Consider the following 25,180-nt stretch of genomic DNA (forward strand, 5'->3'; position numbering starts at 1 on the left):
AGGGCGAATGTGGCGCGAGACGGCCAACCGTGCTGAGCGAATCGTGCGGATTCCGGTAGTTCTTGCGCGGTCATGCGCTGCGAGTCGACCCCAGAGAAGGGACGCTTTCGCCGGCAATTCGCATGGAGCGCATGAATTGTCCAATATCGCAAGAATCGCAAAGCGCGCCAATGATGGTTCGAACTTAATGGCGACGCGGATAACGGTCCGGGTCGCAACGATCGTCAATGGGCGAGGCACACAGGGACAAGACTACAAGGAGACCGCGCCAAACCGGGGGCTGACGACCGGACCGCTGCCGAGAGGCAATTGACGCACCTACAATGCGCCCATGTCTACTGATCCCGGGCCGGCGACCTCCGTCCTTCAACTTCGAATTGCTCTGCGCGGCCTGAGCCCGCCGGTTTGGCGACGCGTCCTTGTTCCCGAGCACTTGACGCTCAGGCAATTGCACCATGTCATCCAGGTCGTCATGGGCTGGGCCGACGAACATCTGCACACGTTTAGCATTCGTGGCAGGCGTTACGGGGAAGCTCAGGAGGGCGTCATGCAGTTCTCCACCGTGGCAAACGAACTGCTACTGACTGCGTTTCATCTCCGAGAGCAGGAAGGCTTCGTCTACGTGTATGACTTCAACGCGTGGTGGCGCCACGAGATACGCATGGAGCGACGTAGGCTGCAGCAACATCCTGGCCAGCTGCCCCGTTGTGTGGCGGGTAGCGGGCCAGGCCCGCCAGAGGACATGGGCGGGATCGAGAGGTATCTGGAGGCCCGGGACGAACGCAGTGAGTATGAGTTCCTCGATTGGCTCGAGTCGCTGCGCGAGGGTCCAATCGCACTGGAAGACTTACGCGATGAGGTCGACGGGTGGCTGACTTGGCTGGATCGTCGCTTTGACCGTCAGACCGTCAATGATCGGTTGCGAGAGTTCGAGAGGTAGACTGGTCGCCGCAGTTTCCGCGGGAGGAGGGCGGCCATGCGTATCAGCTTGCAACTTGTAGTGCAGGACGATGGAGGGGCGCCAGCCACCGTCACCGAGATTGCCCAGTTCGCGAGAGACGGCCTTGATGTGGGCTCACTGGGCCTGCATCTGGAGGAGGCGAAATCATTGCTGGGGCGGCTGCAGCGCACGATGGTCGCGGCACAGGTTGCCGAGGCAGCTGCGCGGACCAGCGTCTGTCCCACGTGCGGGGCGCCGTTGGCTTGCAAAGGCCACCATCACTTGATCTTCCGGAGCGCGTTCGGGCGACTGTCGATTGACAGTCCGAGGCTGTACCCCTGCCGGAAGTGCAAAGGCGATGCCCCCACCTTCAGTCCGGTCGCTAGCTGCTTGCCTGAGCGGGTCAGCCCAGAACTGCAGTATCTCGAGGTCAAGTTTGCAGCGCTGATGTCGTATGGGTTGACCGTCAACGTCCTGCAAGAGGTGTTGCCGCTCGATCATGTGTTGGCGGCCAGCTCGATCCGGCGCCAGGTCACCACGCTCGGTCGCCGGCTGGAAGCGGAACAGGCCGCCGACGCCCGGCAGCAGGCGGAGGTGGCCGCGAGCTTCGGTTTGCCGGAGATCCCGGAGCCCAGTCGGGTCCGCGCGGTCGGCATTGACGGCGGCTACCTCCGACGGGCCGGCCACCGGCGCCGCCAAGACGGTTGGTTTGAAGTGATCGTCGGGAAGTCCCTGCGGGATCAGGATGCCGGCCATAGCTTTGCCTACGTGCACAAGCTGGAGCGCCGACCGGCCGATCGCATGTGGAGCTTCCTGCTACGAGAAGGTGTGCAACCCAGTCAGCCGGTCACCTTCCTGTCGGACGGCGGGGACACCGTACGGTTTGCCCAACTCGGCTTTGGTGACCGCGGTGAGTACGTTCTCGATTGGTTCCACATCGCCATGCGGGTGCAGAATCTCGAACAGATGATCAGGGGCCGGCCGGCACCCTGTGACGGTCCTAGCAACGCAGCCTTGATCAAGGCGCTGCATGGCTCCAAGTGGCGCCTGTGGCACGGCTGTCCCCATCCGGCGTTGCGCCAACTGGGAAGTCTGGGCTGGGATCTGGACGCTGAGGCCAGCCCCGAGGAGGCCAAACTTCTTGGCAAGCTCGAGGAGTTTATTGTCTACCTCGACAACAACCGGCACTTTATCGTGAACTACGGTGACCGCTATCGGCATGGGGAGCCCATTGCCTCAGGTTTTGTCGAGTCGGCCGTCAACCAGGTGATCAGCAAGCGATTCGTCAAACGGCAGCAGATCGCCTGGCGGCCTCGGCACGCGCACAACCTGCTGCAAATCCGGACGGCCGTACTCAATAACCTGCTCCGGTCTTACGTTGAACGATGGTATCCCTCCATTCCTCAAGGCGAGGGCCACCGCCTTGCCGCTTAGTTAGCCCCCGGTTTCGCGCGGTCTCCCAGTCGGCGTGCCGGAGTGCAGCCAATCAGCCGGGTCACGGCAATGTGGCAAAGGCGGGCACGGCGCGCAGCGCGATTCGTGCGCAAGTCGACGTTTCTTGCGCATGGTTGCCGGCAGCGCGACAGGGCGCCACTGCCAGCGGCCGGCGGTGGCGCCGCGCGCGGCAAGATCCTTCGTACATAGCAAGAATCGTTAAGCGGCGGCCCGGGAACTGCGTCAAGTTACGCCCCTGACAGAGACGAGCGCAGTGACGCTCGCCCGCCGAGACAGTTGGCCCGCGCGCCGGTCTCGCCGACGTACAGGAGACAACGCATGACCGCCCCATTGCATACCGATTTGGCCGCCCCCGCTGACCTGGCATTGTGCGCCGCATGCGCCAGGCTTTGCGACGACTTTGCCTACCACGTGGACCACCGGGACTATGCGGCCGTTACCGGACTGTTCACGGAGGACGGGACCTTTATGCGCCAGGGTGAAACCCTGCGCGGACGCGCCGCGATTCTCGCCGCCATGCAGGCGCGTCCTGCGGACACCGAGACCCGCTACGTCTGCACCAATGTGCGCATCGACGCTTGCCCTGTGCCCGGAGCGGCGCGGGGAACTTCAAACCTCACCTTGCATCGCGGCCCGCGTTCGGGCGACGGCGTGCCCGCGGTCACGGTGATCGCCGAATTCACGGACGACTACCGCCTGACCCCGGAAGGGTGGCGCATTGCGTCGCGCGTGGTCACGGCAGCGTTCTGACAGTCCGGACTGGTCGTCCAGGCCGCTGAGATCTCCACCGTCCTCCTGCCAGGCCATAGAGGCCATCCCGCCGCCAATGACCAGGACGCGCAAGCGCGTGGCGGGTGTGGCGGCCTGCGCAGGCGAGGGTGAGTTAGCCGGGGACAGCGCGGACGACGGTCCAGGATGCCGCAAAGAAGACCGACAAGCATCCAAGCCTGCAGCCGGCATACCGACCGGCGCCAATCCAGAGGAAGAGGAGACTCCCGATGCCGCATTTCCCACCGACAACGCCACGGGCAAAGCGCCGCCGGCGTGCCCTGAGAACCCGCGCGATGCGCACGCTGGTGGCGACAGTCCTGCCGTCGCTGGCCGCGACCGGCGCACAGGCGTTCTCGATAGACACCGGTGTGCCTGACCTGCAGTGGCGCTGGGACAATACGCTCAAGTACAGCTCAGCCTGGCGGGTGAAGGGGTTGGACGAGAATGTCTCCGGCCCGAATGCATCGAACGCGAATCCGAACTTTGACGACGGGGACCGCAACTTCCATCGCGGGATGATCTCCAATCGCGTTGATCTGCTGTCCGAGATGGACGTCAAGTACCAGAACGTGGGCGCACGCGTGAGTGCCGCGGCCTGGTACGACACGATCTACAACCGCTCGAACGCCAACAACTCGCCGGCGACGGCCAATGCCGTGTCGGTCCCGCACGACCACTTCACCGATGCTACCAGTGACCTGATGGGGCGCAAGGCGGAGTTCCTGGACGCATTCGCGTTCGGCAGGTTCACGCCGGGTGATACCGCCCTGAACGTCCGTGCCGGCCGCTTTACCCAGCTGTACGGCGAAAGCCTGTATTTCGGCGCCAATGGCATCGCGGCCGCGCAGACCCCGGTCGATGTGATCAAGGCGCTTGCAGTCCCGAACTCGCAGTTCAAGGAAATCCTGATGCCGGTGACCCAGTTGTCGGCGAACTGGCAGATCAACACGCAAGTGTCCGTGGGCGCCTATTACCAGCTCGAGTGGCGGGCGTCGCGCCTGCCGCCTTCGGGCAGCTACTTCAGCTTCGGCGATTTCCCGGGAACAGGCGGTGAACGGCTGCTGGGCGGGGCGCCGCTGATGCCGGGCGGCGGCCCGGCTGCGTTCTTCCACGGCACCGACATCGACGCGCGCAACTCGGGACAGGGCGGCGGACAGGTCAAGTTCAAGTTCGGCGACACCGAGTACGGCATCTATGCGGCGCGCTTTCACGACAAGGCGCCACAGTTCTACCTGCGCCCCGGGGCGGGCGGGGTGAACCCCGCCACTGGCGAGATTGGACAGTATGTCCAGGTCTACGGGGAAGGCATCACGACATATGGGGCGAGCTTCAGCACGGTGCTCGGTGATGCCAACGTGGCGGGTGAACTGTCCTTCCGCCACAACATGCCGCTCAACGCGGTGGGCAACATCGTGCTCGACCCGCTGGGCGCTGGCAACGGCAGCAGCAACCCGCTCTACCCGGTCGGCCACACGCTGCATGCGCAGCTTTCGGTGATCAATGTGCTGCCGGCCGGTCCGCTCTGGCAGGGCGCGTCGATTACCGGGGAGGTTGCCTATAACCGGCGGCTGGCCGTCACCAGGAATGCCGACCAGCTCGACCCGAATGTCTCGCGCGATGCCGCGGCATTGCGCCTGATCGTCCAGCCCGAGTATTTCCAGGTCTTGCCGGGCGTCGACATGCAGGTGCCGATCGGCATCGGCTACGGGTTGTTCGGCAACTCGTCGGTCAACGGGCTTGGCTTCCCGGCGCGGCACGGCGGCGATTTCACCTTTGGCATCAAGGCGGACTACGAGAAGGTCTGGTACGGCTCGTTCACCTACACCCATTTCTTCGGCAGGGCCGGCAGCGTGGCCAACGCCGCCGGCCAGCTGACCGGCAACCAGGTCTACAAGGACCGGAATTTCATCGCGCTGTCGATTCAGCGCACGTTCTGACCAGCGGGCAGGAGTCACTATGAAAGAGGCAAAGCAAGGACGGCATGCCAGTGCCGGTGCATGGCAACACAAGGCAGCGTTGGCTGCGGCATGGCTGGGGGGCCTGTGCATGGCGGCGGCAGGCGTGCCAGGACATGCCATTGCGGCTGTCAGCGCCGACGAGGCGGCCGCGCTCAAGTCGGCCCTCACGCCGCTGGGCGGCGAGAAGGCGGGCAGCAAGGACGGCGTGATCCCGGCATGGACTGGCGGCATGACGTCCGCATCCGGGCCGAAAGTGGGGGACGTTCCGTCTGCGGTGTTTGCCAATGAGAAGCCGGTGATGCAGATCACGGCCAGGAACATGGTGCAGTACGCCGACAAGCTCACCGACGGTACGCAGGCATTGCTGAAGAAGTATCCCGATACGTTCCGCGTCGACGTATACCCGGCGCACCGCACGGCGTCAGCAAGTCCCCAGGTCTATGACAACACCGCCCGGAACGCGACGCGCTGCAAGACGCGCGAGGGCGGCCTGTCGGTCGAAGGGTGCTTTGGCGGGATCCCGTTCCCGATTCCCAGGGACGGCTTCGAGGCGATCTGGAACTTCCTGTTGCGGGTGCAGCCGGAGTCGGCGCAGATGGGGTTCAAGAACATCGTCGGCACGTCGGACGGCAACCGCACGATCGCGTCCCGTGGCGAGAACAACTGGAACTTCCCGTACTACTACAAGGATGGTGCGCTCGAGAACTGGTCCGGCAAGTACCTGCTGCAGCGCTTCACCACGACGGAACCGCCCTTCCGCGCCGGCGAATCGCTGGTAGCCCATGACAGCATCGACGCAAAGCAGTCGCGCGAGGCCTGGCAGTACCTGGTCGGGCAGCGCCGTGTCCGCCGTGCGCCGACGGTGGGCTATGACACGCCCGATTTCATGTCTTCAGGCGCGCATTACTTCGACGAGGTGATGGGGTTCGCCGGCGATCCGGGCCGCTACCAGTGGAAGCTGGTCGGCAAGAAGGAAATGATCGTCCCCTACAACGCGAATGCGTTCGTGACGGCCAAGCTCGACGAGGCGTTCGTCAAGCACCACGTCAATCCGGATAAGCTGCGCTGGGAAACCCATCGCGTCTGGGTGGTCGAGGCCACCCTGGCCCCGGGCAAGCGACACGCCGTGCCCAAGCGCCGCTTCTACCTGGACGAGGACAGCTGGACGATGAGCCTGGCAGACGGGTATGACGCCCAGGGCAACCTGTGGCGCACGGAGCAGATCCCGCCGTTCGTCGTGCCATCGATTCCCGCCGTCGTCGTTGCGCAGGCGATCATCTACAACCTGCAGGCCGATACCTACAGTTCCGTGGTGTCGCTCAACGGCGAAACCTATCGGGTCGGCACACGCAAGCCGGACAGCTTCTTCACCGGCGAAGCGGCTGCCGCCGACGCCACACGATGACCGGCACGGGATTGCGAGGCTGACGATGGAAAGTCATGACAAAACAGCGGCGCAGCCGGACGGCATGCCGGCGGGGGGGGAATGCCGGGCCGATGGGGTGGGGCTGGTGTCGCATACGCGACGCCGGCTGATGGTTGGCGGTGCCGGCGGGCTGTTGGCCCTGGTGGCGCAAGCACTGCCGGGGCATGCGGCGTGGGGCGCCACGCCGGCGGACGCGGCCAGGCCGGGGACCGCTTCGCTGGACCCGTTGCGGCGCCCGGCGCCGCGGCGCTCGCATCCGGAGCGCGCGTTGCTGACCTGCGTGGCACGGGCGGGCAAGCGCGTCATTGCCGCGGGAGAGGCGGGCATTGTCGTCCTGTCGGATGACCACGGCAGGACGTGGCGGCAGGCGCGGGTACCAGTCAGCGTGACCCTGACCAGCCTGTCGTTTGCTGCCCCGGATACCGGCTGGGCAGCGGGCAATGGTGGTGTCGTGCTGCGCACCGATGATGGTGGCGAAACGTGGTCGCTCCAGCTTGACGGCCGCCGGGCCGCGCAACTGGCGCTGGAAGAGGCCCGCGCGGGCACCGATGGCGCAGCGTTGGCGGATTCGCTGCCAAAGGCCGCACGGCAGCGCGTGGCGACCGCGCATCAATGGATCGCCGACGGCCCGGACAAGCCGCTGCTCGACGTGCATTTCTTCAATGTCAATGACGGCATTGCCGTGGGTGCCTACGGCATGGCGCTGGCCACCCGGGACGGCGGCCGGCACTGGCATTCGATTGCGGGGCGTATCGAGAACCCTGGCGGGCGACATCTCTACCGGATTCTGGCGACGGGTGACGCCCTGTACCTGGCGGGCGAGCAAGGCCTGATCCTGCGAAGCGGCAGTGACGTACACCAGGCGAGGTTCTCGGCACTGCCCAGTCCGTATGCCGGAACCTTCTTCGACGCCATCTCCATGGGCCAGCACGGCATCGTGATGCTGGGGCTGCGCGGCCATGGCTTCGCGACGCAGGACGGGGGCGCGACGTGGCACCCGCTCGCGGTGAAAGGCGTTGTCACCCTGACTACCGGGCTGTGGCTTGCGTCCGACGGGTCGCCCGCCGGCCAGTTGGTCATCGCTGACGAAGCCGGCCAGCTGCGCCACAGCAGTGACGGCGGCATGAGCTTCCAGGTCTTGGCGAATCCCGAGCCATTCCCGCTTTCCGATCTGGTCGCGAGTGCCGATGGCGCGTTGATTGTGGCTGGCGCACGCGGGGTCCGGCGTGTTGTCTTGACCGGCGCCGCCAGCGTGGGTGCGGCGCGTGTCGATCGTTCCCGCCTTGTTGCCGGCAGCCATGCCGGCACGCATTCTGCATTTCAGGAGTCGCATTCATGAGCTTCGTATCCTCGTCCGCGGACCGGGAGCCGCCCGTCATCGGCCAGCTCGATGCCTTTGACGCGAATTCCGGGTCGCGCCTGGAGCGCCTGCTGTTCAACCACCGGCGCATTGTGGTCGCGCTGTGCGTGTTGTTGACCGTTGGGCTGGGCATTGCCTCGGTCGGGCTGCGACTGAATGCCGCGTTCGACAAGATGATTCCGACCGGGCATCCGTTCATCGTGAACTTCCTGGCGAACAAGTCGAAGATGGCGGTGGGGGGCAACAGCCTGCGGATTGCCGTCGAGGCGCGCAGCGGTAATATCTTCGACGCCGGCTACCTGGCCACCTTGCGGCAACTGAACGATGAACTCTTCCTGATGCCCGGGGTCGATCGGCCGTACATGAAGTCGCTCTGGACGCCCGCCACGCGCTGGACCGGCGTGACGGAGGACGGACTCGATGGTGGGCCGGTGATTCCGGACGACTACGATGCCTCACCGGCATCGATTGCCCAGGTCAAGGCCAACGTCGAGCGCTCGGGCGAGATCGGCCAGGTCGTGGCCGACGATTTCCGTTCGAGCATGATTCTCGTTCCCTTGCAGGAGTCGCTCGGCGCGAGCGGGAAGCCGCTCGACTACGGCGACATGCAGCATCGCCTGGAGACATTGCGCGACAAGTATGGCAACGACAAGGTACGTATCCACATTACGGGCTTTGCCAAGATCGTGGGCGACCTGATCGACGGCGTACGTCAGGTGATAGTGTTCTTTGCCATTGCCATCGCGATTTGCACCGGGGTGCTGCTGTGGTACACGCGTTGCCTGCGCAGCACGGCGCTGGTCGTGACATGCTCGCTGGTTGCCGTGATCTGGCTACTGGGCATGTTGCGCTTGCTTGGCTATACGCTGGACCCATACTCAGTGCTGGTGCCGTTCCTGGTATTCGCCATCGGCATGAGCCATGGCGCGCAGAAGATGAACGGGATCATGCAGGACATCGCGCGCGGCACCCACCGGCTGGTGGCGGCGCGCTACACCTTCCGCCGCCTGTTCCTGGCCGGCGTGACGGCGTTGCTGGCCGATGCCGTGGGCTTTGCGGTCCTGATGATCATCGATATTCGTGTCATCCAGGATCTGGCGGTCACGGCCAGCATCGGCGTCGCGGCGTTGATCGTCACGAACCTTGTGCTGCTTCCGGTGCTGCTGTCCTTCACGGGGGTCAGCAAGGCGGCGGCCCAGCGCCGGCTTCCTGCAGAGGCGGGCGCACGGGCCCACGTACCGGAACCGTGGCTCTGGCGTTGCCTGGCGCGGTTCACCCGGCGGCGCTGGGCGATCGGGGCGATTGCCGTGTCCGTCGTGCTCGGGGCGATCGGCTTCGCGACCAGCCTGCACCTGCGCATTGGCGATACCGATCCCGGTGCGCCGGAACTGCGTGCCGACTCGCGCTACAACCGCGACAATCGCTTCGTCGTCGCGAACTATGGGGCCAGCAGCGACAACTATGTCGTCATGGTGCGCACGCCGCAGTACGCGTGCGGCCAGTATGACACCCTGCTCACGGTGGATGCACTGGAGACGGAACTGCGCCGGCTGCCCGGCGTTGTCACGACACAGTCGCTGGCTGGCATTAGCAAGGGGGCCGCGTCCGCCATGAACGAAGGCAGCCTCAAGTGGTATGACATTCCGCGTACGCAGGACATGCTCAATACCATCGTGACGCGAGCGCCGCGCGAGCTGATTGACCAGGCGTGCGACCTGCTGACGGTGTCGGTCTACCTGCACGATCACAAGGCCGATACCCTGACCCGCGTGGTCGATACTGTGACGCAGTTCGCCGCGGTCCAGGATACCCATGATGTCAGGATCCAGTCTGCCGGGGGCAATGCCGGCATCGAAGCCGCCACCAACATCGTCGTCAGGCAGGCGAACATGCAGATGCTCGGCCTGGTCTATGCCGCCGTCGTGCTGCTGGCGTTCATTACATTCCGTTCGTGGCGTGCCGTGATCTGCGCGGTGCTGCCGTTGATGCTGACTTCTGTCCTGTGCGAGGCGCTGATGGTGTGCCTTGGTATTGGCGTGAAGGTTGCCACCTTGCCTGTCATTGCACTTGGCGTGGGCATCGGCGTGGACTACGCGCTGTACGTGTTGACCGTGACGCTGGCCCACCTGCGGCGGGGTGTCGCGCTGGAGGAGGCCTATGCGGAAGCGCTGCGCTTCACCGGCCGTGTCGTGGTGCTCACCGGGGCGACGCTGGGGATTGCCGTGGCGACCTGGGCGTTCTCGGCGATCAAGTTCCAGGCCGATATGGGAATCCTGCTGGCCTTCATGTTCGTGTGGAACATGGTGGGCGCGCTGGTCCTGCTGCCTGCGCTGGCGCATTTCCTGCTACGCCCCGCGGCGGCGAACGCCTGTATCGGCGAATCCGTGACGGCAGGCGAAGCGGCGGGTCGTCCCGGGTTGCTGGGCCGGACGTGATCCCCGGCCAGGGCCGCCGTGCCCTGGCGACGGTCAGTGAGGGGAACGCAGCATTCCCTTCCGGCGACAAGCCATTGCGGCCCTTCGGGGCCGTTGCGGTTCCTGCCTTTCGTTATGCATCCGCGTACGCAATGGCACGGCAAACCTGCTTCATGGCAGCGAGCAGGGTGCCGAGGTCGGGGACCGCATCGCGATAGCGTCGTACCAGCGCCAGCAGGCCTTCCACCTGGGCCGAGATCAGCATGGCCCGCAGGGCGCATTCTTCAGCCGTCAGCGACGGCATCATCCTGGCAATCACGGTTTCGACATAGCGTGTGCCGTCTTCGTAGGCGCGCAAGTCCAGGGTTGATGCAACCGGTTCGTGGCGGGCCATGGCCCATACCTCGATCCAGAAGGCGGCCGTGTCGGGGTCGGCGAAGGCTTCGAAGGTGAAGTCGAGCACGGCATCGAACTGCTGCGCCGGCGCGAGCGAGGTGTCCTCCGTCAGGGCACGAAACCGTGCGTGATAGTGCGCGACCAGCGATTCGATGGTCGCGTGCAGCAAGGCATCGCGTGTCGGGAAGTAATGCTGCAGCGTGCTCAGGCGCAGTCCGGCTTCCGCCGCCACGCGCCGGGCGGTGAAGGCGGTATGCCCATCCCGCGCGAAGAGGCGCGCGGCCACGTCAAGGATTTCCGGGATGCGCGTCTGTCGATTGCCGCGTCGGGGGGCATCGTCGCCCGCCGGGGGCTTGCCGAGGTCGTGGGACGTAAGCCTGATGGTTTTCATGAGAGCAGGAACGGATGAATCATTGAGTACGGTAGTCAGATTATAGGTCTAATGACCCATACATTGAATTCATCAAGAAAGCGACGATCCTGACGGAATTTCCCAGATATATAAGGGATGAAGACGTGTGCGGTGCGGGTATTTCCTGACACCATGAGTGGGTCATGTGACCTATAAATGAGCCAGACGAGAACAAACCGGCGCCGACACGCCGCCAGGTGATCCAGGAGACAGTCACATGAACCATCCGCCTCAGCACGTCGGTCCCACAGGAGGCGCGTCATCCTTCCTGTTCCCCTCAGCCCCGCATCCTGCCGCTGTTTCGTGTTTTCCCCTAGGGATTGACGATGTGCTGTTCGAAGCCGTTGACGCGCCGCGGTCCGACAACGACGCTGTCATGGCTCGTGCCGGACAGGGCGTACCGGGACCGCTGCCAAGGCGCGACAGCCTGAAGCCGCAGGTTGTCTTCCGGTCGGATTGGTGTACCGCGCATCATCTGGCCGCGGGGACGACGCCCCATCGGGTGCGCATGGAGCGGCACGCGCATACGCTGCTCGTATTCGATGGGGGAAGCTACAGCGAGGGCGAGCGCCGCATCGACGGCACGCGGCTCGGGGCGGCGGGGGCGCTGGATGCGGGTATCGATGTCGTGCCGGCCAGGAGCCGGCTGGTGGCATGGTCCGGTGTGTCGAGCAATATCGGGGTCACCCTGATCACGCTGGACAGCGAACGGATGGCGCGGATCGTGGGCGAGCCCGCCGCAAGTGCGGCGGTACATGGCCTGCGGCCGGATATCAACCTGCGCAACGAGTTGCTTTCGCCGCTGGTCGCACGGGTGCGGCGCTGGTCGATGCTCGACGACGCCGAGTCGGATACCATGCAACGTGAAACGATCCTGATGCTGATCATGCAGGAAATCATGCGGATGCAGCGGCTCCAGTCCGGCGGCACCGCAGTCAACCGCGGCGGACTGTCGCTGCGTGCGCAGCGTCTGGTGCGGGAGTTCGTCGCGGCCCACCTTGATACACGCATCGAGTTGCAGACGCTGGCGGATCTTGTCGGCATGAGCCGGTTCCATTTCTCGCGTGCGTTCAAGGTGTCGTTCGGTCTGCCGCCGCACAAATACCTGATGGCTGAGCGGGTGCGGGTGGCCGCGAAAAAGATCGGCGGCACGGACCACTCCATTACCGACATAGCGCTGCAGGTGGGCTTTTCCTGCTCAAGCGAGCTGACGCGTCTGTTCAAGCAGGCCATGGGCTGCACGCCGCGCACCTATCGCGCGGCGCGCCGTTCCGGCACCGTCCGGCAGGAAGCGCGCGTGACGCGCTGAGGGCGGCGCCGGGCCGCCGGCCGTGTCAGCAGCCTGCGGCTGTCTGACCCGCTTTCCCGTGCCTTGACAACCCCATCTGGCGCGCCACCTGGTGCGCGCGTCCTCCATGCGGGAGAGCCGTCCGATACCCGGCACGGCTGCGCGCAAGATGCCTTCAGTTCCGCAAGATTCGCCAAGTCGCCGCGTGTCGCCGCTTCTATAGTCGGCGCATGTCTGGCCGACGGTGGCAATGAACGATGTTGCCGCTGTCGGTCAATGCTTCATGGTGATTCTCAGGTGACGACGACAGGTATGATGAACATTCATCCGATCGAACCCGGCGAACGTGCGGGGGAAGACAGCGATATTCAGGAAACACGGGAATGGCTGGACGCGCTTGACAGCGTGGCGCGCGTGGCCGGTATCCCGCGTGTGCGCTTTCTGATGCAGCGGTTGGCCGAGCAGGCCAGCGACCTTGGCGTTGGCGCCGGCGCCCATCCCTATTCGCTCTACCGCAATACGATTCCCGTCGAGGCGCAGCCGGTCTATCCGGGCAATCTGGCCCTGGAAACAAAGCTGACCTCGATCATGCGCTGGAATGCCCTGGCGATGGTCGTGCGGGCCAACCGGTCCTATGGCGAGCTTGGCGGCCATATCGCAAGCTATGCATCGGCGGCCGAGATCTTCGAAGTCGGGTTCCAGCATTTCTTCCGTGCGGACAGCGCATCGGGGAAAGGCGATCTCGTTTACTTCCAGCCGCACTCGGCGCCCGGCATCTACGCGCGCGCCTATCTCGAAGGCCGGATGTCCGCGGCGCAACTGGCGAGCTACCGGCAGGAGGTGGGCGGCGGCGGCCTGAGTTCCTATCCGCATCCCTGGCTGATGCCGGACTTCTGGCAGTTTCCTACCGGGTCCATGGGCATCGGGCCGATCAGTGCCATCTACCAGGCGCGGTTCCTGCGCTATCTCGAGCATCGCGGCCTGGCGGACACCTCGCATCGCCGCGTATGGGGCGTATTCGGCGACGGCGAAATGGACGAACCAGAATCGCTCGCGGCACTGTCGCTGGCGGCACGGGAACAGCTCGACAACCTTACGTTCGTCATCAACTGCAATCTGCAGCGGCTCGACGGGCCGGTACGCGGCAATGGCCAGATCATCCAGGAACTCGAATCCCTGTTTGCCGGCGCCGGCTGGAATGTGATCAAGGTGATCTGGGGCTCCGACTGGGATGCACTGTTTGCGTGCGACCGGCATCATGTCCTGCTCAAGCGTTTTGCCGAGACGGTGGACGGCCAGTATCAGGCGCTCGGCGCAAATGACGGCGCGTACAACCGCGCGCACTTCTTCGACCTGGATCCGGCGTTGCAGGCGCTGGTTGCGCACATGACCCCCGAGGAAATCGATGGCCTGCGCCGCGGCGGCCACGACTTCCACAAGCTGTACGCGGCATTCGAGGCAGCATCGCGCCATCGCGGCCGGCCGACCGTCATTCTTGCCAAGACCAAGAAGGGCTACGGAATGGGGCAGGCGGGGGAATCGCGCAACACCTCGCACCAGCAGAAGAAACTGGACCTTAATGCGCTCAAGGCATTCCGCGATCGCTTCGAGTTGCCGCTCCCGGATGCCGCGCTCGAAACCATGGACTTCTATCGCCCCGCCGAAGACAGTCCGGAGATGGTCTATCTGCGCGAGCGCCGCGCAGCGCTGGGGGGCTACCTTCCGAGACGCCAGGCCGTTGCCGACGCGATCACTGTCCCCGCGCTGGCGAGCTATGCCCAGTTCGCGCTGAGCCCCGACGAGCGGGAGGTGTCGACCACGACAAGCGTGGTCCGGCTGCTGGGGAATCTTCTGAAGGACAGGACGCTGGGGCCGCGCATCGTGCCGATCGTCGCCGATGAGGCGCGCACTTTCGGCATGGCGAACCTGTTCCGGCAGATCGGCATCTATGCGCCGCTCGGACAGCGATACGAGCCCGAGGATTCGGGGTCGATGCTGTACTACAAGGAGTGCAGGGACGGGCAGCTGCTCGAGGAAGGCATCACCGAGGCCGGTGCGATCTCGTCCTGGGTGGCGGCTGCGACGTCCTACAGCGTCAATGGCGTACCGATGCTGCCGGTCTACATCTATTATTCGATGTTCGGCTTCCAGCGCGTTGGCGACCTGATCTGGGCGGCCGCGGACCAACGCGCGCGCGGGTTCCTGATCGGGGCCACTGCCGGCCGTACCACGCTTGGCGGAGAGGGCCTGCAGCACCAGGACGGCTCCAGCCACCTGATTGCGGCGACGGTACCGAACTGCCGGGCCTACGATCCCGCCTTTGCCGCGGAGGCCGCCGTGATCATCGACCATGGCAGCCGGCGCATGCTCGAAGGTCAGCAGGACGAATTCTACTACCTGACAGTGACCAACGAGAACTATGTGCAGGCACCGCTCGATCCCGCATTGCATGAAGACGTGGTTCGGGGCATGTACCGGTTCGGCACGCGCGATGCTGCGGCCGGTGCGCCGCGGGTACGGTTGCTCGGTGCCGGTGCAATCCTGCGCGAAGTGATTGCGGCGGCCGACCTGCTGGCCAGCGAGTGGGGCGTTGCCTCGGAGATATGGAGCGTGACGAGCTTTTCGGAGCTGGCGCGCGATGCCCGCGAGGTTGAGCGGCAGCGGTTGTTTGGCGATGCCTTGTCGGGCGACGGGGCGCCCAGTCATGTCGCGCGCTGCCTGCCGGGCGAGACGCCGATCGTCGCGGCAAGCGACTACGTGCGCGCTTGCGCGCAGCTGATTGCATCGTACGTCAGCGCGCCCTACACCGCGCTGGGAACCGATGGCTTCGGGCGAAGCGACAAGCGCACCGCGCTTCGGTCGTTCTTCGAAATCGACCGCCATCACATCGTGCTGGCCGTGCTGGCGTCCGTGGCACCCGGCAAGCATGCTGAGGCGCGCAGCCGGTATGGCATCCATGCCGACCAGGCGGCACCGTGGCTGTCCTGACGGCATGGTCATCGCTCATACAGGAGTCTTCATGCAAACATTGATCGTACCGGATCTCGGCGACTTTCACGACCTGCCCGTCATCGAGGTCCTGATACAGGCCGGCGACGTGGTGTACCTCGAGCAATCGTTGATGACCGTTGAATCCGACAAGGCGACCATGGATGTGCCAAGCGCATTCGCCGGCGTGGTCAGGGAAGTGCTGTTGAAACCGGGGGATCGTGTGTCGCGGGGTTGCGCCATCGCGCACCTTGAACCGGTCACCGCGGTGGCGGGCGAGGTGGCGCGCGCAGACGAACCGGCCGGCGAACCGCCTGCCGTGGTGACAACTCAGGAGCAAGGTGCCGGCAGCCATGCGGACGCGGGACCGATAGGCCTGGAGCCCGATGCGCCGACATGGCCGGCACCCGGTCTGCGCACCGATGCCGAGCGGGTGTCCGATGTGCTGACGCTCGCGGGCCCTGCCGTGCGCAAGCTGGCGCGCGAACTGGGTGTGGCTCTTTCAGCGGTAATGCCCTCCGGGCCGAAAGGGCGGGTCCTGCGCCAGGATGTGCTTGCACACGTCAAGGCGGCGCTCACCGCGCGGCCCACACCGGCAGCGGAGGGCGGGCTCGACCTGGCACCATGGCCAGAGGTCGACTTTGCACGATTCGGTCCGGTCGAGCGCGCCTCGCTGACACGCATCCAGCGGCTCTCCGGTGCCAATCTGCATCGCAACTGGGTGCGGATCCCGCATGTGACCAACTTCGAGGAGTGCGACATCACCGAACTGGACGCGCTGCGTGGTGTCCTGAACCGCCAGCGCCAGCCACAGGCGCCCAGGGTGACCTTGCTCGCGTTTGCCATCAAGGCTTGCGCGCATGCGTTGCGGCAATTCCCCGCGTTCAATGTGAGTCTCGATGGGGAGGAGGTGGTACGCAAACAGTATGTCCACATCGGTTTTGCGGCGGACACGCCGAATGGCCTTGTCGTTCCGGTCATTCGCGACGCGGATCGCAAAGGGGTGGCCGCCCTGGCGGAAGAGGTGGCCGCGCTTGCGGCTCTGGCGCACGAAGGAAGGTTGTCGGTCGAGCAGATGCAAGGTGGATGCCTGTCAATATCGTCGCTCGGCGGAATTGGTGGCACGCATTTCACGCCGATCATCAACGCGCCCGAGGTCGCGATACTTGGCCTGGGGCACGCCCGGACGCAGCCGGTATGGGATGGGGCGCTATTCCAGCCGCGATCCATCCTGCCGCTTTCGCTGTCGTGGGATCACCGTGCCGTGGACGGTGCCCAGGCGGCCCGCTTTCTCGGACATATCGGAGCCGTCCTGACGGACTTCCGGCGCGCGATCCTCTGACGCGCGTAGACGAGATCCGGCGCCATGCACGGCGCCGTTCGGAACCGGGCCCCGATAAAGAGCGCCCGGCATGCAAGAAAAGACAAGGAGACAATTGGATGACAGGGAATCTGGACCAGGGCGGTGCCGGCGAGCGCATCGTTCCTTTCAAGATGGCGCATCTGGTGATTCGCACCGCGCGATACGCGGAAGTCGTGCAATGGTATCGGACGGTGTTTCTTGCCGACGTGGTGTTCGCGAACGAGATGCTGACGTTCATCACCTTCGACGACGAGCACCATCGTGCCGCCATCGCCAACATGCCCGAACTGGCGCCGAAGCCCGAGGGGACGGTAGGCATCGACCACATTTCCTTCAGCTATCGCGACATTGGCGAGCTGCTGACGACGTACCTGCGGCTAAAGCAGGATGGGATTGTGCCGTTCTGGTGCATCAACCATGGCCCGACCACATCGATCTACTACCGGGATCCGGAAGGGAACGATATCGAACTCCAGGTCGACAATTATCCCGATCCGAAGGACGCTGCCGCGTATTTCCATTCCCATGCCTTCGCGAGCAATCCGATCGGTGTCGAGTTCGACCCGGACGCGATGGTGACGCTATGGCGTGACGGGATGCCGGCGTCCCAGCTTTGCCGGCAAGGCACGGCGGCACGGCCGGTCGCCGCAGTGGCTCGTTGAGGGGAGGCGCAATGAAACTCATCAGTTTTCAGCATGGCGACGGCCCGGTGCGGGTGGGTGTCGCCGTCGGAGAGGGCGTGGTGGATATTGCGGCGCGCTTGCCCGGCGCCCCCGGTGACATGGTGTCACTGATCAAGGACTGGGAAACCTGGGAGCCCAGGGTTGTCGAGGCGGTGCGGACGGCCGCGCCGGACTTGCGGGGCGATGCGTTGACATGGCTGGCCCCGGTGCCGCGTCCGGGCAAGATCCTGGCGATCGGACTGAACTATGCGGATCACATCGCCGAATCAGGCATGGGCACGCCGGAGGATCAGCTCTGGTTTGCCAAGATGCCGACAGCGGTGACGGGACCGTTCTCGCCTGTGGCGTTGCCTCGGGTATCGGAGAAGCTTGACTATGAAGCGGAGTTGGCGGTGGTGATCGGACGGCGTTGCCGGCATGTCAGGGCAGAGGATGCGATGTCGATGGTGTTTGGCTACTGCGTGGCGAACGACGTCAGCGTGCGCGACTGGCAGTTGCGCACCTCGCAGTTCACGGTCGGGAAGTCATTCGATACGCACGCACCGTTCGGGCCATGGATCGTCACCGCCGACGAGATCGCGAATGTCTGCAATCTTGACGTGCGGCTGTTCGTGAACGGCGAGAAACGACAGGATTCGTCAACGAGTCACCTTGTCTTCGATATCCCGGCGCAGATCGCGCATCTTTCGCAAGCCATGACCCTTGAGCCGGGCGATGTATTGCTGACGGGCACACCTGGCGGCGTCGGAGCAGCGTGCAAGCCGCCCCGTTGGCTGCGCGCGGGCGATATTGTACGGGTCGAGATCGATCAGATCGGGGCAATCCAGAATCCCATCGTCGGCGAATAGCCGGTCATCCTTGGCACGGTCGTCTCACGGGAAGGCCGGGCCCTGGCATCAATAACAGAGTGGAAATTACTGTATCAGTGATGGCGGCGATGACATAAATTTTGCGTGCAAGTTGCCGTCGGCAACGGCCCGCGTGTGGTTCGCTCAAGGATGTCCCCATGACGTAACAGCGCCCAGCAACCAAGGTGAATGAGCTGGTGCTCGATCGCCAAGCCGTTGTAAAGCTCATAGCCATCGGTCATCAACGCCGCACCTGGACGGATGCCAGCATAGATTTCCTTGGCATGTTTGGCGCCGCGTCCCGACGCGTAGCTGAACAAGCGCACGGGCGGCCCGGAGCCGTTCATTTGCGCCCACATATAGCTCTTCGTCTGTGGCCGCCGTCCCGGCTCCTTCAGGACCTGGAGGGTCGTCTCGTCGCCGTAGATGATGTCAGACTCAAGCAGCGTATCGCGCAGCAGGTTGATCACCGGCCGCACGGCCTGGCCCACGCACACCATGCTGACGGCGATGGTATTCGCCGAGATGTCGCCGCCGAAGCGGCGCAGTAATGCGTAATGCGGCCTGGCGATACAGGGGCATGCCGAACTGGTACTTGCTGGTGGCAATCCAGGCAAGAGCCGACTCGGTAAACAGGCCACGGGGGATGATACGCGGCGGGACCGGCGTGACCTTGATGCTCAGATCGCAGCACGGGAAGGCGCGCTTGACGCGCTGGTGCTGGATGACACGGACCTGTTCCGGGATCACGTCCAGTTGCTCGCTGATCTCGACGCCGATCTCGACCAGCGCGTGGCCATCGTTTGCACAGAAGCGCTCGGGCTCGGGCAGGTCGTGACGTACCACTTCGCGTGGCAGATTGGGATCGAGCGGCTTGCGACCGCGCTTGTTGCGGGTGTGAGCGGCGACCTTCGTGCCGGGCACGTCTTCCTGTGCAGGCTGTGCGTTGAGCGCGTTGCATCCTTTGAATTTCTTCCGCGTCCAGAATTTGACAGCGGCAAGGCCCAATGGAACTCCTTGTGTGGTGACCGCAAGACTAGAATGCATCAGAATCCCACAAGGCACTGCTTGAACAACTGCAACGGTGCGTTAACGTTGGCGATCGTGAGAGCGATATTTGCGAACTCTTCTGCCTTTCCGAAGAGCTTCAAACAAACTTCTTGGTTCGTACATGCGTTGACCGGCTTGCTGGGGATGGGAGCCACACGATCGCAAACGAGATGGATGAGGTTCAGGTTAAAGGACGTACATCGGATTACAGTCCGGGACCAAACTGGCAAGGCTCATCGGGCGGTACTGGAGCTACGATATCGGCGCATAACAGTGTTGCCTCCGATTGGGAAACAACGACGTTACCCAGCTTTGCGCCTAACGGTGATCCATGCTATTGAACGAGGCGCACCTGCAGGAAGAATGCGCATAGAGTGGAAGCTGATCACAAACTTGCCGGTGACCACCCGCGGTGCAGGGGGCGCTGAAACTGATCCTCGAAGCGGTATTCGAGGCGGACTTCTGCCCGAACTCCTACGGGTTTCGACCGAAGCGGTCCCCACACCTCGCGCTGGCGGAAGTCAGACGCAGTGTGCTGCGGCGCATGTCGACGGTGGTTGATGTGGATCTGTCGCGCTACTTTGACACAATTCAACATTCAACCCTGTTGGGCAAGATCGCGAAGCGCATTCAGGATCCTCAGGTCATGCACTTGGTCAAGCAGGTTATCAAAGCAGCGGGCAAAGTTGGGGTACCGCAAGGTGGCCCATTCAGCCCACTCGCTGCGAACATCTACTTGAATGAGATTGACTGGATGTTCGACGAGATTCGACGCAAGACGGCACAGGGCCCTTACGAGGCAGTGAACTATCACCGGTTTGCTGACGACATTGTCATCACCGTCAGTGGCCACCACACCAAACGCGGCTGGGCTGAACGTGCCCTGCAGCGTCTGCGGGAACAACTCGTGCCGCTAGGCGTCGAGTTGAACACGGAGAAAACCATTGTGGTGGATACATTGAAGGAGGACGCCTTTGGGTTCCTGGGGTTCGACCTGCGTCGCGTGCGCAAACGAGCGGGGAAAGGGTACTTCGTCCTGATGACCCCCAAGAAGAAGGCTCGCCAAGCGATCAAGGCGAGGATCCGCGACATCATCCGGCATGGAGGCTCGACCCCGGCCGTGAAGCTGGTCGCGAAACTCAACGCCGCGGTGGCGGGATGGGTCAACTACTTCCGGGTCGGCAACGCCAGTCGCGCCTTCAGTGAGGTGCGCGACTATCTGGATGGAGCGGCCCCCTGAATCGCCGGACACAGTCCCCCACTTACAATAGCGGGTAGGCATACGACTGTGTTTATGACTAAAACGAAGCAGGAATTGGTGGAAGTGTTGACGGAGCCGGAGCGCCGGCGGCGGTGGTCGCCGGAAGAGAAGCTCGCGATGGTGCGCGAGAGCTGCGAGCCGGGTAAGACGGTGTCGATGGTGGCGCGCCAGCATGGCGTAAATCCGAACCAGCTCTTTCATTGGCGCAAGCTGTACCAGGACGGCAGCCTGTCTGCCGTCAGTGCTGGGGAGGAGGTGGTGCCAGCTTCCGAGTTGAGCGATGCGCTCAAGCAAGTTCGTGAGCTGCAACGGCTGCTGGGCAAGAAGACCATGGAGAACGAGATTCTGCGCGAGGCAGTGGAGGTGATGAAGTCGCGAAAATGGATTGCGCGCTCACCCTCATTGCCAGGGGACGACCTGTGAAGCGGGTCTGCGAAGTTCTCGGTGTAGCGCGCTCGAATGTGGCAGAAAAGTTGGCTCGTCCTGCAGACTGGCGGGATGGGCGCGGCGCCAGGCAATCCGACGATGCAGGGTTGGTCGAGGAGATTTGCAACGCGGTCGCGCATCTGCCCAGCTACGGCTATCGCCGGGTCTGGGGTGTACTGCGTAGGGAGCGCGAGCGCCACAGTGCGCCGCCCGTCAACGTGAAACGGGTCTATCGGGTCATGCGTGTGCACGGCCTGCTGCTGCAACGCAGAGCGGTTCCGCCGAGGCCTCAGCGCCGGCATGACGGCAAGGTTGCTGTAGAGAAGACCAATCAGCGCTGGTGCTCTGACGGCTTTGAGTTCCGCTGCGACAACGGCGAGCCATTGCGCGTGACGTTCGCCCTGGACTGCTGCGACCGCGAGGCCATGAGCTGGGCGGCGACCACCGGTGGGCATAGCGGTGACGTGGTCCGCGACGTGATGTTGGCCGCCGTCGAGAATCGCTTTGGAAACGCGCTGAAGACGCCGACGGAAATTGAATGGCTGACCGATAACGGCTCGGGCTACACGGCCGACAAGACCAGGGCGTTTGCCTCGGCCATCGGCTTGAAGCCGCTGACTACGCCGGTCTGCAGCCCGCAGAGCAACGGGATGGCCGAGAGCTTCGTGAAGACCATGAAGCGCGACTACGTCGCCTTCATGCCCAAGCCTGATGCCGAGACGGCGGTTCGCAATCTGGCCATCGCCTTTGAGCATTACAACGAGCAGCACCCCCATAGCGCCCTGAATTACCGCTCCCCGCGGGAGTTCAGGCGTGCGATGGCCTTATCAACCTAAGGGTGTGACCGTGTCCGGGGACACGGGGGCAAATCCACTGGAAATGAAGGTTCGAACTCTGCTAACGCGGCGCAAGCGACGCCAGAAGGCGAGCGTCGGGTGGCGCTTCAACAGGTTAGCTTGGTCTCCGAGTCAAACTTCGGTCTAGACTTGAGGGCGACGATCAGGGCGTCCGAGTGGCAAAACGGCGCAATCCGTGCAAGTCGGTCACCATGACACGACCATAGCTGACGCTCAGCAGGCCAAGTGCCTCCATTTGGCGGACGGCGAGATTCACTTTCTGACGAGTGATGCCGGAGAGGTAGCCAATTTCTTCCTGTGTCAGTGGTATCTCGGTCTTACCCAGTGGGTACAGACGTGGATTGAACATTGCCAGCAGACAGTTGGCGACGCGCAACGCCGGCTCGGTAAGACGGTCGCTCTGTACCATTGCCATGAGTTGTCCTAGCCGCTCGTTCACGTGCTCGAGCACGAAGCGATTGAAGATGATGCTTTCATCGAGCAGGCGGAAAAACAATGCCGAAGGCAGGCAGGCTACCAAGGAGGCGCGCAGAGCGATGGCGTCGTAGTGCCAGCGGTCACCCTTGAGGACCGTTCCCTCGCCAAACCATGCACCTGGCGGCAGGCCGGCAAAGGTCATAATTCGCCCCTCGCTGGAGGTGTTGCATACCTTGATCAGGCCATCCACCACGCCAAACCAGCAATGGCTGGGCTCGCCGCGCCGGCAGACATAACCGTCAGGCGCCACGTCTCGCAAGCTGACATTTTGGCGGACCTGGTCTTGGAGCTCCTGCGTCAGGGTCGGGAACCAGGGCGTGGTCAGGAGCAGCTCGTCGGTCGTCTTCATAGTCAGGGCAGTCGAGTATGGCTTTTGTCCCGCAATTGTTTCATACGGGACAGACTTCCGCCTAGATTCTCCCTAAAGTGACTTCCCGGATGACTATGCAATTGGTCAGCGCGCCCTCGCTCATGACCGTTCGGTTCGGACGGCGCAAAAGGTGTGCGCGACACCGGAGAAAAGAAATGGAGACTTCAATTGGTGCCTTGATTGCCGCGTCCGCGGCACGATATGGCGAGAGAACGGCACTTGTAGTGGACGATCGGCGCTTCTCCTTTGCCGAACTCAATCGATTGTCCTCCAGCGTGGCAACGCGCCTGCTGCAACGCGGGTACGGGCAAGGCACGACAGTCTCGCTTTATGCGCCGAACTCGCCGGAATGGATCATCGCTTATTACGGCATTCTCAAGGCGGGATGCATAGTCAATCCGCTCAATCCCATGCTGACTGGGCCCGAGGCCGCCTTCGCGGTGCGCGACTGCGGCGCGGCAGTGGTTTTCGGACAAAGCGAAAAGTTGCTGCTGCTACGCGCAGCGCTAGGGGAGAACGGACCGGTCCTGGTTTCTTTTCAAGGTGTCGCGGAATCGGTCGAGATGTTCACCGATTGGAGCGAAACGCCGGTGGACCCGGAACTGCGGGTTGATCAGGACAGGCTGGAAGAGATCAGCACGATCGGCTATACGTCGGGAACGACGGGTAAGCCGAAGGGCGCCCTGTTGACGCATCGGGCGATCCTTCTGAACGTCGCGATGACGGCCACAATGCACAGGCGTACCGAAGCCGACACGGTGGTAAGCGCGCTGCCGCTGTCTCACGTCTATGGCAACGTCGTGATGCAATGCGCCATCGCGTACGGCATGGCGCTGATCCTGCATCCGACATTTCAGGCAGAGGCCGTGCTGCGGAGCATCGACACGTACCGGGCAACCCTGTTCGAGGGCGTGCCCACGATGTACCTCTACCTTCTCGACTTTCCAGACTTCCTTTCATACGATCTCTCAAGCCTGACTCGGTGCACAGTGGGGGGGCAGACGATGCCGGAAGCGAAAATGCGCGAAGTTGAAGCGCGCTTCGGTGCTCCATTGCTTGAGCTATGGGGTATGACCGAACTAGGCGGCCTGGGAGCCACGCATCCACTGCTTGGGGAACGGCGTCTCGGGTCCATTGGTTTGCCTCTGCCGTCCATGGAAGCGCGCATCGTCGCGAACGGCGAACCTGGAAAGGTTCTGCCACCGGGCGAGATCGGAGAGCTGGCGCTCAAGGGCCCGATGACCATGCAAGGCTACCTGAACCGGCCGGATGCCACTGCCGAAACTATCGATAGTGAGGGTTTTCTGCACACGGGTGATCTCGCCTACATGGACAAGGATGGCTATATCTACGTCGTCGACCGCCTTAAGGACATGATTATCACCGGTGGCTTCAATATCTATCCGGCTGAGCTCGAAAGTGTCCTCAGCGAGCATCCTGCCGTGTCGATGGCGGCCGTAGTGGGTATTCCCGACCCATTGAAGGGCGAGCTGGCCAAGGCTATCGTCGTGCTGGCGAAAGGTCAGAGCGTGAGTGAGCAAGAATTGCTGGAGTTCTGCAGGACGCGCTTGGCCGCGTACAAGATTCCACGGCTGGTGGCGTTCGTGGACGATCTGCCGAAGACGGGCTCTGGAAAGATCCTGCGGCGGGCTTTGCGCGTTTGATTGTGTTTGGTTGGAGACACAACCGCGATGGCTGGTTGCTCGGTGACTTGGCCGCGATCGACGGGCAGCGCGATTTGCAATATCGTTGGCCTGGTCGTGGCCAGTTCCCGGGGGGCGCGTTGATCGATGCCGGAGCCGCGGAGATACACGTGCTGAGCGAGCACAAGCTGTTCGCTAGGACGGCCTGAGCGATAACTGCATAACCCAATTCACAGAATTTCCGGTGCTGATATGGCGGTAATTGAGACAAAGCTGAACCCTCGATCCGAAGCGTTCAAAACGAATTCGCAGACAATGCAGGCCCTGGTTGTCGACCTGGAGGCCAGGATCGCAAAGCTGGCCGAAGGCGGTGGCGAGGCCGCGCGCGACAAGCATCTGTCGCGCGGCAAGCTGCTGCCGCGCGACCGCGTGCAGCAACTGCTCGATCCGGGCACGCCGTTCCTGGAGCTGTCGCAGCTCGCCGCCTACGACATGTATGACGATGCCGCGCCCGGCGCTGGCATCATCACCGGCATCGGCCGCGTGGCCGGGCAGGAGTGCGTGATCGTCTGCAACGACGCCACCGTCAAGGGCGGCACGTATTACCCGATGACGGTCAAGAAGCACGTGCGCGCGCAGGAGATCGCCGAGCAGAACAACCTGCCGTGCATCTACTTGGTCGATTCCGGCGGCGCCAATCTGCCCAACCAGGACGATGTGTTCCCCGACCGCGACCACTTCGGCCGCATCTTCTACAACCAGGCCAACCTGTCCAAGCAGGGCATCCCGCAGAT

The 25,180-nt window shown here is 63.6% G+C and carries 18 protein-coding genes and 1 pseudogene; 16 read left to right on the top strand and 3 right to left on the bottom strand.

Annotated elements, in window-relative coordinates:
- Positions 1 to 331 precede the first annotated feature (331 nt).
- The 7 genes from AC1Q7H_RS35345 (at position 332) to AC1Q7H_RS35375 (ending at position 10,345) form a co-directional block, all read left to right on the top strand.
- Complete coding sequence (locus tag AC1Q7H_RS35345; protein ID WP_492316646.1) at positions 332 to 940, top strand: plasmid pRiA4b ORF-3 family protein; 609 nt, start codon at positions 332 to 334, stop codon at positions 938 to 940.
- Positions 941 to 976: 36 nt separating this feature from the next.
- Positions 977 to 2,374 carry an ISKra4 family transposase gene (locus AC1Q7H_RS35350; RefSeq protein ID WP_492316645.1) on the top strand — a complete coding sequence of 466 codons (1,398 nt, stop codon included), beginning with the start codon at positions 977 to 979 and terminating at the stop codon, positions 2,372 to 2,374.
- A gap of 339 nt (positions 2,375 to 2,713) precedes the next feature.
- Positions 2,714 to 3,145 carry a nuclear transport factor 2 family protein gene (locus tag AC1Q7H_RS35355; RefSeq protein ID WP_492316644.1) on the top strand — a complete coding sequence of 144 codons (432 nt, stop codon included), beginning with the start codon at positions 2,714 to 2,716 and terminating at the stop codon, positions 3,143 to 3,145.
- A 248-nt stretch (positions 3,146 to 3,393) separates the two neighbouring features.
- Positions 3,394 to 5,103, top strand: a complete 1,710-nt coding sequence (locus AC1Q7H_RS35360; protein ID WP_492316643.1) for a DUF1302 domain-containing protein — start codon at positions 3,394 to 3,396, stop codon at positions 5,101 to 5,103.
- 19 nt (positions 5,104 to 5,122) lie between these two features.
- Positions 5,123 to 6,529, top strand: a complete 1,407-nt coding sequence (locus AC1Q7H_RS35365) for a DUF1329 domain-containing protein (protein WP_492316642.1) — start codon at positions 5,123 to 5,125, stop codon at positions 6,527 to 6,529.
- Positions 6,530 to 6,818: 289 nt separating this feature from the next.
- The gene (locus AC1Q7H_RS35370; protein ID WP_492316641.1) at positions 6,819 to 7,889 is read left to right on the top strand and encodes a WD40/YVTN/BNR-like repeat-containing protein; all 1,071 of its coding nucleotides are present in this window, start codon (positions 6,819 to 6,821) and stop codon (positions 7,887 to 7,889) included.
- The gene (locus AC1Q7H_RS35375; protein WP_492316640.1) at positions 7,886 to 10,345 is read left to right on the top strand and encodes an efflux RND transporter permease subunit; all 2,460 of its coding nucleotides are present in this window, start codon (positions 7,886 to 7,888) and stop codon (positions 10,343 to 10,345) included. Before AC1Q7H_RS35370 ends, AC1Q7H_RS35375 begins: the two co-directional genes overlap by 4 nt.
- Before the next feature lie 112 nt (positions 10,346 to 10,457).
- Here the strand turns inward: AC1Q7H_RS35375 and AC1Q7H_RS35380 are convergent, their stop codons facing one another.
- A complete protein-coding gene (locus AC1Q7H_RS35380; RefSeq protein WP_492316639.1) occupies positions 10,458 to 11,111 on the bottom strand; it encodes a TetR/AcrR family transcriptional regulator in 654 nt (217 codons plus the stop codon).
- A 238-nt stretch (positions 11,112 to 11,349) separates the two neighbouring features.
- Between AC1Q7H_RS35380 and AC1Q7H_RS35385 the strand changes: the two genes are divergently transcribed.
- From AC1Q7H_RS35385 to AC1Q7H_RS35405, 5 genes are all read left to right on the top strand, one after another.
- Entirely contained in the window at positions 11,350 to 12,441 is a 1,092-nt protein-coding gene (locus AC1Q7H_RS35385; RefSeq protein ID WP_492316638.1) for a helix-turn-helix domain-containing protein, read from the top strand.
- 291 nt (positions 12,442 to 12,732) lie between these two features.
- Positions 12,733 to 15,408, top strand: coding sequence for an alpha-ketoglutarate dehydrogenase (gene mdeB, locus AC1Q7H_RS35390; protein WP_492316637.1), 2,676 nt, complete (start codon positions 12,733 to 12,735; stop codon positions 15,406 to 15,408).
- Positions 15,409 to 15,439: 31 nt separating this feature from the next.
- Positions 15,440 to 16,750 carry a 2-oxo acid dehydrogenase subunit E2 gene (locus tag AC1Q7H_RS35395; protein ID WP_492316636.1) on the top strand — a complete coding sequence of 437 codons (1,311 nt, stop codon included), beginning with the start codon at positions 15,440 to 15,442 and terminating at the stop codon, positions 16,748 to 16,750.
- 98 nt (positions 16,751 to 16,848) lie between these two features.
- Positions 16,849 to 17,433: a VOC family protein gene (locus tag AC1Q7H_RS35400; protein ID WP_492316635.1), complete on the top strand. Its 585-nt coding sequence runs from the start codon at positions 16,849 to 16,851 to the stop codon at positions 17,431 to 17,433.
- A gap of 11 nt (positions 17,434 to 17,444) precedes the next feature.
- Positions 17,445 to 18,302 (top strand): fumarylacetoacetate hydrolase family protein, encoded by an 858-nt coding sequence (locus tag AC1Q7H_RS35405; RefSeq protein WP_492316634.1) that lies wholly within the window; start codon positions 17,445 to 17,447, stop codon positions 18,300 to 18,302.
- Positions 18,303 to 18,463: 161 nt separating this feature from the next.
- Here AC1Q7H_RS35405 and tnpC read toward each other — a convergent pair.
- Positions 18,464 to 19,247, bottom strand: a pseudogene (gene tnpC, locus AC1Q7H_RS35410) (IS66 family transposase); the annotation flags it as partial.
- Positions 19,248 to 19,764: 517 nt separating this feature from the next.
- Between tnpC and AC1Q7H_RS35415 the strand changes: the two are divergent.
- Together AC1Q7H_RS35415 and AC1Q7H_RS35420 are read left to right on the top strand one after the other, a co-directional pair.
- The gene (locus tag AC1Q7H_RS35415) at positions 19,765 to 20,592 is read left to right on the top strand and encodes a reverse transcriptase domain-containing protein (protein WP_492316633.1); all 828 of its coding nucleotides are present in this window, start codon (positions 19,765 to 19,767) and stop codon (positions 20,590 to 20,592) included.
- 78 nt (positions 20,593 to 20,670) lie between these two features.
- Positions 20,671 to 21,875, top strand: a protein-coding gene (locus tag AC1Q7H_RS35420) for an IS3 family transposase (RefSeq protein ID WP_492382286.1) whose coding sequence is annotated in 2 segments (ribosomal slippage) — positions 20,671 to 20,989 and positions 20,989 to 21,875 — 1,206 coding nt in all. Because the reading frame shifts where the segments join, the coding sequence is not laid out codon by codon here.
- A gap of 163 nt (positions 21,876 to 22,038) precedes the next feature.
- Here AC1Q7H_RS35420 and AC1Q7H_RS35425 read toward each other — a convergent pair.
- Positions 22,039 to 22,722, bottom strand: a complete 684-nt coding sequence (locus AC1Q7H_RS35425) for a Crp/Fnr family transcriptional regulator (RefSeq protein ID WP_492316622.1) — start codon at positions 22,720 to 22,722, stop codon at positions 22,039 to 22,041.
- 176 nt (positions 22,723 to 22,898) lie between these two features.
- Between AC1Q7H_RS35425 and AC1Q7H_RS35430 the strand changes: the two genes are divergently transcribed.
- On the top strand, positions 22,899 to 24,407 hold the full coding sequence (locus AC1Q7H_RS35430) for a class I adenylate-forming enzyme family protein (RefSeq protein WP_492316621.1): 1,509 nt from the start codon (positions 22,899 to 22,901) through the stop codon (positions 24,405 to 24,407).
- A 231-nt stretch (positions 24,408 to 24,638) separates the two neighbouring features.
- Positions 24,639 to 25,180: carboxyl transferase domain-containing protein (locus AC1Q7H_RS35435; protein WP_492382285.1), on the top strand; the 542-nt coding region annotated here is incomplete at its 3' end.

The sequence above is a fragment of the Cupriavidus sp. GW823-FHT06D04 genome (assembly GCF_058795055.1).